14 protein-coding genes and 5 tRNA genes are annotated in these 12,214 nt (G+C 31.1%); 18 read left to right on the plus strand and 1 reads right to left on the minus strand.

The features are described from left to right. Positions 1-31: 31 nt before the first annotated feature. From FPD38_RS03965 to FPD38_RS03985, 5 genes are all read left to right on the plus strand, one after another. Positions 32-2,428, plus strand: coding sequence for a molybdopterin guanine dinucleotide-containing S/N-oxide reductase (locus tag FPD38_RS03965; protein WP_147555482.1), 2,397 nt, complete (start codon positions 32-34; stop codon positions 2,426-2,428). Position 2,429: 1 nt separating this feature from the next. Then, positions 2,430-2,963, plus strand: coding sequence for a hypothetical protein (locus FPD38_RS03970; protein ID WP_147555483.1), 534 nt, complete (start codon positions 2,430-2,432; stop codon positions 2,961-2,963). Positions 2,964-2,965: 2 nt separating this feature from the next. Continuing rightward, positions 2,966-4,120, plus strand: a complete 1,155-nt coding sequence (locus FPD38_RS03975; RefSeq protein WP_147555484.1) for a glycosyltransferase family protein — start codon at positions 2,966-2,968, stop codon at positions 4,118-4,120. Then, positions 4,117-4,857, plus strand: coding sequence for a pilus assembly FimT family protein (locus FPD38_RS03980; protein ID WP_147555485.1), 741 nt, complete (start codon positions 4,117-4,119; stop codon positions 4,855-4,857). Before FPD38_RS03975 ends, FPD38_RS03980 begins: the two co-directional genes overlap by 4 nt. Before the next feature lie 227 nt (positions 4,858-5,084). After that, positions 5,085-6,308, plus strand: a complete 1,224-nt coding sequence (locus FPD38_RS03985) for a major outer membrane protein (protein WP_147555486.1) — start codon at positions 5,085-5,087, stop codon at positions 6,306-6,308. Positions 6,309-6,332: 24 nt separating this feature from the next. Here FPD38_RS03985 and FPD38_RS03990 read toward each other — a convergent pair whose 3' ends face one another. Beyond that, positions 6,333-7,073 carry a YaaA family protein gene (locus tag FPD38_RS03990; RefSeq protein ID WP_147555487.1) on the minus strand — a complete coding sequence of 247 codons (741 nt, stop codon included), beginning with the start codon at positions 7,071-7,073 and terminating at the stop codon, positions 6,333-6,335. Positions 7,074-7,171: 98 nt separating this feature from the next. On the opposite strand from FPD38_RS03990, the gene FPD38_RS03995 reads away from it, so the two are divergent. The 13 genes from FPD38_RS03995 to rplL all read left to right on the plus strand — a co-directional run bounded on the left by FPD38_RS03995 (position 7,172) and on the right by rplL (position 12,178). Further along, a tRNA-Thr gene (locus FPD38_RS03995) sits at positions 7,172-7,247 on the plus strand. 46 nt (positions 7,248-7,293) lie between these two features. Beyond that, a tRNA-Tyr gene (locus tag FPD38_RS04000) sits at positions 7,294-7,379 on the plus strand. A 7-nt stretch (positions 7,380-7,386) separates the two neighbouring features. Next, positions 7,387-7,463, plus strand: a tRNA-Gly gene (locus FPD38_RS04005). A 101-nt stretch (positions 7,464-7,564) separates the two neighbouring features. Further along, positions 7,565-7,639: transfer RNA gene (locus FPD38_RS04010), tRNA-Thr, on the plus strand. Positions 7,640-7,705: 66 nt separating this feature from the next. Further along, positions 7,706-8,905: an elongation factor Tu gene (tuf, locus tag FPD38_RS04015; RefSeq protein ID WP_039665247.1), complete on the plus strand. Its 1,200-nt coding sequence runs from the start codon at positions 7,706-7,708 to the stop codon at positions 8,903-8,905. Between the two features lie 39 nt (positions 8,906-8,944). Continuing rightward, positions 8,945-9,103, plus strand: coding sequence for a 50S ribosomal protein L33 (gene rpmG / locus FPD38_RS04020; RefSeq protein ID WP_012661178.1), 159 nt, complete (start codon positions 8,945-8,947; stop codon positions 9,101-9,103). 16 nt (positions 9,104-9,119) lie between these two features. Further along, a tRNA-Trp gene (locus FPD38_RS04025) sits at positions 9,120-9,195 on the plus strand. 16 nt (positions 9,196-9,211) lie between these two features. Further along, complete coding sequence (gene secE / locus FPD38_RS04030; RefSeq protein ID WP_039665248.1) at positions 9,212-9,394, plus strand: preprotein translocase subunit SecE; 183 nt, start codon at positions 9,212-9,214, stop codon at positions 9,392-9,394. A gap of 5 nt (positions 9,395-9,399) precedes the next feature. Then, positions 9,400-9,930, plus strand: coding sequence for a transcription termination/antitermination protein NusG (nusG, locus tag FPD38_RS04035; RefSeq protein WP_039665249.1), 531 nt, complete (start codon positions 9,400-9,402; stop codon positions 9,928-9,930). A 22-nt stretch (positions 9,931-9,952) separates the two neighbouring features. Next, positions 9,953-10,378, plus strand: a complete 426-nt coding sequence (gene rplK, locus FPD38_RS04040; RefSeq protein ID WP_147555488.1) for a 50S ribosomal protein L11 — start codon at positions 9,953-9,955, stop codon at positions 10,376-10,378. A 63-nt stretch (positions 10,379-10,441) separates the two neighbouring features. Then, positions 10,442-11,143, plus strand: coding sequence for a 50S ribosomal protein L1 (gene rplA / locus FPD38_RS04045; RefSeq protein ID WP_147555489.1), 702 nt, complete (start codon positions 10,442-10,444; stop codon positions 11,141-11,143). Positions 11,144-11,297: 154 nt separating this feature from the next. Beyond that, positions 11,298-11,777 (plus strand): 50S ribosomal protein L10, encoded by a 480-nt coding sequence (gene rplJ, locus FPD38_RS04050; protein ID WP_147555490.1) that lies wholly within the window; start codon positions 11,298-11,300, stop codon positions 11,775-11,777. Positions 11,778-11,797: 20 nt separating this feature from the next. Beyond that, positions 11,798-12,178, plus strand: a complete 381-nt coding sequence (rplL, locus tag FPD38_RS04055; RefSeq protein WP_039665252.1) for a 50S ribosomal protein L7/L12 — start codon at positions 11,798-11,800, stop codon at positions 12,176-12,178. The last annotated feature ends 36 nt before the right edge of the window (positions 12,179-12,214 follow it).

Genomic DNA, 12,214 nt, shown 5'->3' on the forward strand with positions numbered 1-12,214 from the left:
TATTTGCATATTACTTTTAAAAGGATATTTCATGAAAATAACAAGAAGAAAGTTTCTAAAGTCATTTGCAGCAACTTCAGCTCTTGCTTCTGTAAATCCTTTAGTAGCTGCAACTCAAACTACATTTTACGATACCAAAAAGATTCCTCATGCAACACATTTTGGAGCTTTTTGGGCTGAAGTCAATTCAGAAGGCAAGCTTATCAAAGTTACCCCGCAACAATCTGATAAACATCCTTCTGTTATCACTGATGCTATTATTGATAGGACCTATTCAGATACTAGGATAAAATATCCTTGTGTTAGAAAAAGTTTTTTAGAAGGTAAAAAGAAACCTCATTTAAGAGGTAAAGAACCTTTTGTGAGAGTAAGTTGGGAAAAAGCTTTAGAGCTTGTTTTGGAAAAATTAAAAGAAACTCCAATTGAGAATTTATTTAACGCAAGTTATGGTGCTTGGGGGCATGTTGGATTGCTTCATAATTGTAACTCAGTAGCTGGAAGGTTTTTTAATACAGCCTTAGGTGGTCATATAGGAACTGATGGTGAGTATAGTAATGGTGCTGCAGGTAGGGTTAATGCTACCATAATGGGAGATTTGGAAGTTTATTCTTTACAAACTGCGCATGAAGTAATTTTAAAAAATACCCAAGTGTATGTTTTATGGGGCACTGATCTTTACAAATGCAATCAAATCGATTTCAAAGTAGCTAATCGTGGTAATGATGAGTATTATAAAAAATATAGCAAATCAAATATCAAATTTATAACCATTGATCCACAATATACAACAACAGCTGAAATTTTAAATGCCGATTGGATTAAAATTCGTCCAAATACTGATGTAGCGTTGATGCTTGGTATGATGAACTATCTTTATAAAAGCGGTAAGTATGATAAAAAATTTATAGAAAAATATACTGATGGTTTTGACAAATTTTTGCCTTATTTATTAGGTAAAAGTGATGGTATCGATAAAACACCTGCTTGGGCGGCTAATATCACAGGAGTTGATGAAAAAGTTATTACAGCTTTAGCAGATACTTTTGTAAGCAATAGGACATTTTTAGCAGGAAATTGGGCTATGCAAAGAGCTCAACATGGAGAACAAGCTGATTGGACTTTAATGGTTTTAGCTTCCATGATAGGACAAATTGGTTTGCCAGGTGGAGGTTTTGGTTTTTCTATGCACTATTCAGGAGGAGGACAAGCTTTTTCAGGAGTTAGGCTTCCTGTGGGCTTGCCACAAGGAAAAAATAATCTTGATAGCAATATTCCAGCAAGCAGAATTTCTGAAGCTATTTTAAATCCAGGTAAAAAAATAAAATTCAAAGGTAAAGAAATAACTTTTCCTAAAATAAAACTAATGTATGTAGTTGGTGCATCAGTTTTGGGGCATCATCCAAATACAAATGAGCTTATAAAAGCTTTAAGAACTCTTGATACCCTTATAGTTCATGAACCATGGTGGACTCCTATGGCAAAAATGGCTGATATTGTTTTACCATCAACCACTACTTTAGAAAGAGACGATATAAGTTTTGGTGGATCTTATTCTCAAGATTATGTTTATGCTATGAAAAAAGTAATCGAGCCATATTTTGAAAGTAGAAATGATTATGACATTTTTGAAGAATTAGCAAAAAAAATAGGTGAAAGAGAGCATAAAAAATTTACAGGTGGAAAAACAAAACAGCAATGGCTTGAAGGATTCTATGGAAGAAGCGATTGTCCTTATTATATGGAATTTGCAGATTTTTGGAAACAAGGTTTTGTGCATTTTGAAATTCCAGAAGAAGCATATAAGTATGTTAGACACTCTGCATTTAGAGCAGATCCAGTAGCAAATAAACTTGCTACAGAAAGTGGAAAAATTCAAATCTATTCTCCTAAATTTGAAAGCTATAAATTAGAAGACTTTAAAGGGCATCCAACTTGGTTTGAGCCAGCTGAATGGCTTGGAAATGAAAAGCTCGTTAAAAAATATCCATTTCATTTATTAAGTCCTCATCCAAGATATAGAGTGCATTCTCAGCTTGATAATACTTGGGTGAGAGATTTATATAAAATTCAAGGTAGAGAACCTGTGGTTATTAATGCTAATGATGCTGAAAAATTAGGTATAAAACATGGTGATGTTGTAGAAGTGTATAACGATAGAGGTTCTCTCTTAGCCGGTGCTTTTGTGACAGATAAAATCATGGAAGGGGTTGTTAGTATCCAAGAGGGTGCTTGGTATGATCCAGAAGATGTGTCAGATAGCAAACCAAGATGCAATGCAGGTCATGTAAATGTTTTAACAAGTTCAAGGCCAACTTCAACTATGGCTCAAGCAACTAGTGTTAATACTTGTCTTGTAGGTATCAAAAAACTAAAAGAAGTGATTAAACCTTATAACTCAACTACACCACCAGAAATTATAGGAGCTTAATATGAAAAAAATTATATTTAGTTTATTGTTTTTAATGAATGCATTATTTGCTAAAGATATGTTTGTTTTTAATGAAAAAGTAGATCTTTTAGATAGCTCTAGTAAAAAAGTTGTGGGTCAAATTTATGAGGGTTCTAAGGTCGAGCTTATAAAAAATGAAGGAGAATATTCATTGATAAAAGTTAAAGGAGAAGTGGTAGAGTCAAATCCAAAATCTTTAGCTTATACAAAAGATGGTATTTATCTTTTACTGACTTTAAATTCTCAAAATGCAAAAAATGAAATGGAATTTTTAGTAAAAAGTAAAGATTTAACCGACAAAGAAATAGATGCTTGGGATGAAATAGAACTTGTGTATTATGATACTTGCACAAGTTGTCATGCAGCTCATAAACCAAAAGAACATTTAATGGAAGAATGGGATGCTTATCTTTCAGCTATGCAAGGATTTGCTAAAATAACAGATGCTGAAAAAGCCAGAATTTTAAGATTTTTACAATCTCATGCAAGCAATGGTCCTGTAAAACTTGACTAAATATGAAAAAATATTTAGCAGTTGTTTTATTGCTTGACTTTTGTGCTTTGCTATATGGCATAAGCGCTTTATCTATTAGCTATAATGAGGCTAAAATTTTCTTCTATGATCATAGCTTGATTGCTATGATCGCAAGATTTGGAACTACTCTTTTAGGGCAGAATGATTATGGTTTGAGAATTATTTTTGTTTTGCTTCATTCTTTAAGCTGTATTTTGCTTTATATCTTAGCTTTAAAATATACTAAAACTTCTTTTGATGCTTTTATGTCGGTAGTTCTTTTTATTCTTTTACCAGGTAGCGTTGCCAGTGCTCTTTTGATAAATGAATCATCTATTGTGATATTTTTTACTCTTTTGATATTGGTTTTGTTTGAGTATAAAAAGACTATATTTTTTTATATTTGTTTAGTTTTTTCTTTATATATAGATGGAAATTTTGCAATCTTATATCTTGCGTTTTTCTTTTTTGGAATTTACATACGCGATAAAATTCTCATCAGCGTAGCCTTATTATTATTTGCTATTGCGATGAGTGTTTATGGTTTTGATACAAGTGGCAAACCTCAAGGATATGTTTTAGATACTTTAGGTATATTTGCAGCTTGTTTTTCGCCTTTGGTTTTTTTATATTTTTTTTATGTTATATATAAAATGCTTTTTCAAAAAGATAAGCCTTTATTATGGTTTATAATAGCTATAACTTTCATTTTTTGTTTAATTTTTTCATTAAGACAAAAACTATTTTTAGAAGATTTTTTACCATTTTGCGTAGTTTGCACTCCGCTTTTGCTGCGTTATTTGATGTCTTCTTATCGAGCAAGACTTCCTCAATTACGCTTAAAACATAATGTTTTCATAGAGTGTTCTTTAATATTTTTGATATTTTTTTATTTAGGTATAATCTTTAATCATTCTTTTTATTATATTTTAAAAAATCCGCAAAAACATTTTGCTTATGATTACCATATAGCCAAAGAATTAGCATACCAACTTAAGCAAAAAAATATTTTTCAAGTACATACAAAAAAAGATCTTGCATTAAGACTTAAATTTTATGGTATTAAGGAAGGTAAAAAAGAATTATCCTTGACGGATAAGCCCAGTGATATTATCATTAAACTAGCAAAACATTCTTTGTATTTTAATTTACAATGATAAAAGCCTTTACTCTTATAGAGCTTTCTTTAGTATGTATTATACTTTCTTTGATTTTTTCTATAGGATATTTTTATATAAAACCAGATTATTTGCGTTTGGGTGCAGAGCAAATTTTAAATGATATTAAATACACTAGACACTTAGCATTAGTGCAAAATGATTTTAGAGCAAAAGAATTTAATATTGCAAAAAGATCATGGTTTCAAGCTAAGTGGCAGCTATATTTTATTAAATCAAAAACAGCCACAAATAACGAACAAACTTATACTATATTTTTAGACAAAAATGGTGATGGTAATGCAAATATCGGTAAAAATATTCTTAATAAAGATAGAGAAATAGCCATAGATTTGTTAAATCCTAATCTTTTGATGAATTCAGGACAAAGTGGAGTTATCACTCAAGGTGATGCAAAGACTAACCCTAGATATAACATAGAAAAAACTTATGGAATTACAAAAGTTTTATTTGAAGGTTCATGTAAAGGTAGTACTCGTTTGGTATTTGATGATTATGGGCGTTTGTATTCTCCTTTGAAAAATGCTTTAAGAATTTATGATAAATTACTTGATTTTAAAAATGATTGTATTATAAGGTTATCCACCAAGCAAAATCAACATATTTGTATAATTATAAATTCTCAAACTTCTTACGCATATATACCCAAATTTGAAAAAGATTTTAAACAATATTTGACTTTAAATAATAAAACAACAACTTGTGATAAATTGTAATTTTTATTGTTTCTAAATATTAACTTTCAAAGAGCATAATTACACTCGTAAAAGCAAAACATTCATAGATAACTCCTTAGTTTTTAAAGATCTAGCAAATGTTAGATCTTTAAAGATTTTCTTTTCTTTGCTTGCTTTAATTTATAAATTTTATTTACTTTAAGAAATTTCATATAAAACTATGATATAATTTTGTTACATTTTTAATTTTAATAAGGAGAATTCTCATGAAACTAGTTAAACTTAGTTTAGTAGCAGCATTAGCTGCAGGCGCTTTTTCAGCAGCTAATGCTGTTTCACTTGAAGAAGCTATAAAAGATGTTGATGTATCAGGTATGTTCAGATACAGATTTGAATCTGATAGATTAACTGAAGGAGATCTAGTTCAAGATGGTTATAATAGCTCTAAAAATAATCAACATAAATTTAAATCTCAATTAAATTTTAAAGCGGCTTTAGATGATAACTTCAAAGCTTTTGTGCAATTCCAATACAAATCAACAGATAATGGCTTTGGTGCGGAAAGTCAAGGAAATTTAGGAACTGATACTGATTCTACATTCAATGTTCAACAAGCTTATTTAGAATACACTAACGAAGCTTATGCTACTAGCGTAATGCTTGGTAAAATGGAAGTAGATTCTATTTGGACTGACGATGCAGTAGGAACAGGTGCTAGAATCACTAACAATTCTATCGATGGTTTAACTTTTGCTGGTTTTTGGTTTGATGCTCTAAACTGGCATGATGATAGTGATTTTGGATCAACAAAAATTAACAAATCTTCTTTATATGGTGCTGCTGTATTAGGCGAATTCGATCCATTTGCTTTCCAATTATGGGCAGCTTACTCAGCAGGTAATGCTTTCTTATATGCAGTAGATGCTAGCTATAGTTTTGCTTTTGATGATAGTATGAAATTTAAAGCAGAAGCTCAATATTTAGGAAATAGTCTAGATAGTGATTTTAAAGATTTTTATAAATTACAAAATGGAGCGGAAACATATAAAAATGGTAATTTTTATGCTGGAAAACTTTCAGCAGACATCTTAGCTTTTGATCTACAAGCTGGTGTAGTTGGTTATGGTGATAAAGCTAAAAATACAATTGTAACTATTGAGGATACTGGTAGAGTAATCGCTCCAGGCAAACAAATTTTCTATTCTGAAGGTAGTAAATTAACAGGAGATATGGGTAAAAATTTCTTCTATTTTGCAGGTGTAGGTTATACTTTTGCTGAAAAATTAAGATTAGGTTTTGACTATGTCGGTGGTACCACTAAATTAGAAAGCACTCCAAATGTAGATAAAAATGAATATGTTGGAAGTGTATCTTATGCATATAGCCCAAAACTTACATTTAGTGGATTCTATTCTTACTTGACTGAAGATCAAGGTCCAACAGACGCTGATGATCAATATATCAGACTTGAAGCTCTTTACAAATTCTAATTTTAAAAGCTAAGCCTTTTTGGCTTAGCTTGCTATTTCTAAAATTATCTCTTCTTTTAAACCTTGTATTTTTATCTCTTTTATTTTTAATTCTTTAGGTAAATTGGTTAAAATTTCTTCTTTGTTTTTGATTAAATTTTGTGCTAAAAAATTTAAAATCACCCCTCTATAAGCTTTTGCATAATGACTTAATGCTTTACCATTTTTTAAAAAAGTAAAACTTATATAATTTTGTTTTAAAGTATAAAATTTTTCATAGAATTTTGCTCTTAGATCTATAATGATTTCATCTTTTAAAAGCTCATCTAAATTTTTTGAAAAATTATCCTTATAAAATTTTTCTATATTAAAATTTTCTATTTTTTTACCTTGTTTAAATTTATAATAAGGCAAAAAATCACCAGCACCAACTGGACCAAATAAATTAGAAAATATAATTACATTATTATCGATATATTTTTTAGCATTATTATTTAACTTATCATAGTTTAAAAATTCATAGGCTACTCCATTATATCTTTGTATAGCTTTTGTGGTTTTTCTTTTAAAAATATCATTACTTAAAATATCTATCTCATCATCATTTTTTATCCCAAAAAAATCTTTTAAATTTTCATAATTTAAAGCATTGATATAATCTTGATATTTCTTTATAGCTTCTATTCTTTTTTTATACAATTTTTCAAATATAAATGATTTTTCATTAATTTCATCATTATCATTTATAATACTTTTACTTTCACTAGGAGAAAATAGTATTTTCATAACTTATTCCTTAAATTTTTAATTTTTTAAATTATATAAAATTATATAAAATATCTTGACAATATTTTAATTTTAGAATATAATTCAACTTTATTTTTGCTGGTTTAGCTCAGTTGGTAGAGCAGCTGCCTTGTAAGCAGCAGGTCGGGGGTTCAAGTCCCTTAACCAGCTCCATTGTTGATAGCAGTGTTTGACCAGAGATGAAAAGCATTTTTATTATGGTGAGTTACTCAAGTGGCCAACGAGGGCAGACTGTAAATCTGCTGGCTTTCGCCTTCCGTGGTTCGAATCCACGACTCACCACCATTGCTTTGCGGGAGTAGCTCAGTTGGCTAGAGCATCAGCCTTCCAAGCTGAGGGTCGCGGGTTCGAGTCCCGTTTCCCGCTCCAACCTTAATTTTGGTAGAGTGAAACTGGGAGCTGTTTTTATTTATTTCTAGCAGTTTCAAATTTCCAAAATTTTTTAATTTATGTTTTTAATTTTTCTGAGCGCTCGTATGGCTCAGAGGTAGAGCACTCCCTTGGTAAGGGAGAGGTCGCGGGTTCAAGTCCCGCTATGAGCTCCATTAATTTCAAAAGATTATAAAACATAAATTGGTATTTGTCTGAAAAATTTTATATGGAGGAAAAATATGGCTAAAGAAAAGTTTTCGCGAAATAAGCCTCATGTTAATATCGGTACTATCGGTCATGTTGATCATGGTAAAACTACTTTAACGGCTGCAATTTCCGCTGTTCTTTCTAGAAGAGGTTTGGCTGAGCTTAAAGATTATGACAATATCGATAATGCTCCAGAAGAAAAAGAGCGTGGTATTACTATTGCTACATCACATATTGAATATGAAACAGAAAATCGTCACTATGCACATGTTGATTGTCCAGGGCACGCTGACTATGTTAAAAATATGATTACTGGTGCTGCTCAAATGGATGGAGCTATTCTTGTTGTTTCTGCAGCAGATGGTCCAATGCCACAAACTAGAGAGCACATTCTACTTTCTCGTCAAGTAGGTGTTCCATATATTGTAGTATTTATGAATAAAGCAGATATGGTTGATGATGCTGAGTTATTAGAATTAGTTGAAATGGAAATTAGAGAATTGCTAAGCTCTTATGATTTCCCAGGTGATGACACTCCTATTATTTCAGGTTCAGCATTACAAGCACTTGAAGAAGCTAAAGCAGGACAAGATGGTGAATGGTCTAAAAAGATTTTAGATCTTATGGCTGCGGTTGATGATTATATCCCAACACCTACCCGTGATACAGATAAAGATTTCTTAATGCCAATTGAAGATGTTTTCTCAATTTCTGGTCGTGGTACTGTTGTTACAGGTAGAATTGAAAAAGGTGTTGTAAAAGTTGGTGATACTATTGAAATCGTTGGTATTAGAGATACTCAAACAACAACTGTAACTGGTGTTGAAATGTTTAGAAAAGAAATGGATCAAGGTGAAGCAGGTGATAATGTTGGTGTGCTTCTTCGTGGTACTAAAAAAGAAGATGTTTTACGCGGTATGGTTCTTGCTAAACCAAAATCAATCACCCCACATACAGATTTCGAAGCTGAAGTTTATATTTTAAATAAAGATGAAGGTGGTCGTCACACTCCATTCTTTAACAATTATAGACCACAATTTTATGTAAGAACAACGGATGTTACAGGTGCGATTAAACTTGCTGATGGTGTTGAAATGGTTATGCCAGGTGAAAATGTAAGCATTACTGTAAGTCTTATTGCTCCAGTTGCACTTGAAGAAGGTACTCGTTTTGCTATCCGTGAAGGTGGTCGTACTGTTGGTTCAGGTGTTGTTTCTAAAATTATTAAATAATCATGAGCGAGATTTTTCTCGCTTTTTATAAGGATAAAAATGAGAATTAAAGTTGGTTTAAAATGTGAAGAGTGTGGAGATATTAACTATAGCACATTTAAAAATAGTAAAAATACAACTGAAAAGTTAGAATTAAAAAAATATTGCCCAAGATTAAAAAAACACACTATTCATAAAGAAGTTAAATTAAAAAGTTAAGGCTTTTTAAGCCCTTAGGGCAATAGCTCCAATGGTAGAGCGCCGGATTCCAAATCCGATGGTTGGGGGTTCGAATCCCTCTTGCCCTGCCACAAAATAAGGTTAAGTATGGAAAAAATAATAACTTATTTTAAATTATCAAAAGCTGAATTAGGAAAAGTGATTTGGCCTTTAAAAGAACAGGTTAGAAATGCTTATATTACAGTTTTTGTTGTTGTTGCTGTTGTTTCATTGTTTTTGGCGTTAGTAGATTTGCTTATGTCGTTTTCGCTATCTAAAATTATAGGATAATAAAAATGAATCATAAATGGTATGCAATTCAAACTTATGCTGGTAGTGAAATGGCAGTAAAAAGAGCTATTGAAAATTTAGTAAGAGATCATGGAATTCAAGATCGCTTGCTTGAAGTTATAGTTCCAACTGAAGATGTAATTGAATTTAAAAATGGTAAAGAAAAAATAAGCGAAAGAAGTTTATACTCTGGTTATGTTTTTGCAAATATTGATTTATCAACAGAGCTTTGGCATAAAATTCAATCTTTGCCAAAAGTGGGTCGTTTTATTGGCGAAAGTAAAAAGCCAACCCCATTAAGCGAAAAAGATATTAATCTTATTTTAGAAAAGGTGAAAAATAAAGCAGCACCTAAACCTAAAATTTCATTTGATAAAGAAGAGAGTGTAAGAATTACTGAAGGTCCTTTTGCAAATTTTGTTGGTATAGTAGAAGAATATGACATGGTAAGAGGTGTATTGAAATTAAATGTTTCTATTTTTGGAAGATCAACACCTGTAGAAATTTTATATTCTCAAGTTGAAAAAATTGTTTGATAATTAAGTAAAGGAGAAGGTTATGGCTAAAAAAGTTGTAGGTGAAATAAAATTACAAATAGCTGCTACTAAGGCTAATCCATCACCTCCGGTTGGTCCTGCTTTAGGTCAACAAGGTGTGAATATAATGGAATTTTGCAAAGCATTTAACGAAAGAACTAAAGATATGGCTGGTTTTAATATTCCAGTTGTTATCACTGTTTATGCTGATAAAAGTTTTACATTTATCACAAAACAACCACCAGCTACAGATTTAATTAAAAAAGCTGCTGGTATAAGTAAAGGAGCCGATAATCCACTTAAAAATAAAGTTGGAAAATTAACCAAAGCTCAGGTTTTAGAGATTGTTGATAAAAAAATTGCTGATATGAACACAAAAGATAAAGAACAAGCTGCTAAAATTATAATGGGTTCAGCTCGTTCTATGGGTGTTGAAATAGTAGATTAATACTCTTTACCGCCAAGAGTATAAAAAGGCGGAAGCACTTTATATAAAATGCGGAGAAAATTGATGTCAAAGAATACTAAAAGATTTACTGAATTATTAAAAAAAGTTGATGCAAATAAAAATTACTTAATGGATGAAGCAATTACTACTGTAAAAACTCTTGCTTCTGCGAAATTTGATGAAACTGTTGAAATTGCATTGAAATTAAATGTTGATCCAAGACATGCTGATCAAATGGTAAGAGGTAGTGTGGTGTTACCTAGTGGTACAGGAAAAAAAGTTCGTGTTGCTGTTATCGCTAAAGATGCTAAAACAGATGAAGCAAAAAATGCAGGTGCTGATATAGTTGGTAGTGATGATTTAATAGAAGAAATTCAAAAAGGCAATATGGATTTTGATGTTTTAATTGCAACACCGAATTTAATGGGTTTAGTTGGTAAAGTTGGTCGTATTTTAGGACCAAAAGGTTTAATGCCAAATCCAAAAACTGGAACTGTGACTATGGATGTGGCACAAGCTGTGAATAATGCTAAAAATGGTCAAGTAAATTTCCGTGTAGATAAACAAGGAAACATCCATGCTGGACTTGGAAAAGTTAGTTTTACTCAAGAGCAATTAAAAGAAAATATGCTTGCTTTTATAAAAGCGATTAATAAACACAAACCTGCAGCGGCAAAAGGAAGATATATTAAAAATGCTTCTCTTTCTTTAACTATGAGTCCTTCTCTTTCTTTAGACACTCAAGAGCTTCTTGATACAAAATAATTAATGAGAGTTTTTCTCTCATTAATAAAATTTAGATAAAATAATTAATTATTTTATTTTATTTAAATTTTATCTTAGATTGGAGATAGCCGAGGTCTTTGACTTAATTAGATTTTCTACTCTGCTTGAAATCACCGGTCGGAAAGGAGTAAAGATGACAAAAAGCCAAAAAATTGAACTTGTTTCTAAACTTGAAGATAGTTTTAAAACTAGCGAAGCTGTTGTGGTTTGCAACTATAAAGGTTTACATACTAAAAAACTTGAAGAGTTAAGAAATAATGCAAGAGAAATGGGTGTTAAAGTTCAAATTATTAAAAATACTTTAGCAAGTATAGCTCTTAAAAATGCCGGCAAAGATGGAATGGAACTTAAAGATACAAATATTTATCTTTGGGGAGAAGATCAGTTAAATGTTTCAAAAGTTGCTGATAAATTTAGCGAAGTAAATCCATCGTTTGAAATTAAAACAGCATTTATCGATGGCGAAGTTGCTGCTATTAGCAAAGTTAAAGCTCTTGCTAAAATGCCTTCTCGCAACGATTTACTTGCTATGCTTTTGCAAGTTTGGAATGCGCCAATTACCAATTTTACAATTGGATTGGATGCATTAAAAAATAAAAAAGAATCAGAATAAAATCATAAAAAGGATAAAAAATGGCAATTACTAAAGAAGATGTATTAGAATTTATTTCAAATTTAAGTGTTCTTGAGTTATCAGAATTAGTAAAAGAATTTGAAGAAAAATTTGGTGTTTCTGCTGCTCCAGTAATGGTTGCTGCTGGCGGTGCTGCTGGCGGTGCTGCTGGCGGTGCTGCTGAAGAAAAAACTGAATTTGATATTGTTTTACAAGATGGTGGAGATAAAAAAATCAATGTAATTAAAGTTGTTCGTGCTTTAACTGGTCTTGGTTTAAAAGAAGCAAAAGATGCTGTTGAGCAAACTCCATCAGTTCTTAAAGAAGGTGTTAGTAAAGCAGAAGCTGAAGAAGCTAAAAAACAACTTGAAGAAGCTGGCGCTAAGGTTGAGCTTAAATAATTTTAATTTAACAAAAGAAAGGATGAAAATCCTTTC

Origin of the sequence: Campylobacter volucris (assembly GCF_008011665.1) — a bacterium.
GTDB classification, from domain to species: Bacteria; Campylobacterota; Campylobacteria; order Campylobacterales; family Campylobacteraceae; genus Campylobacter_D; species Campylobacter_D volucris_A.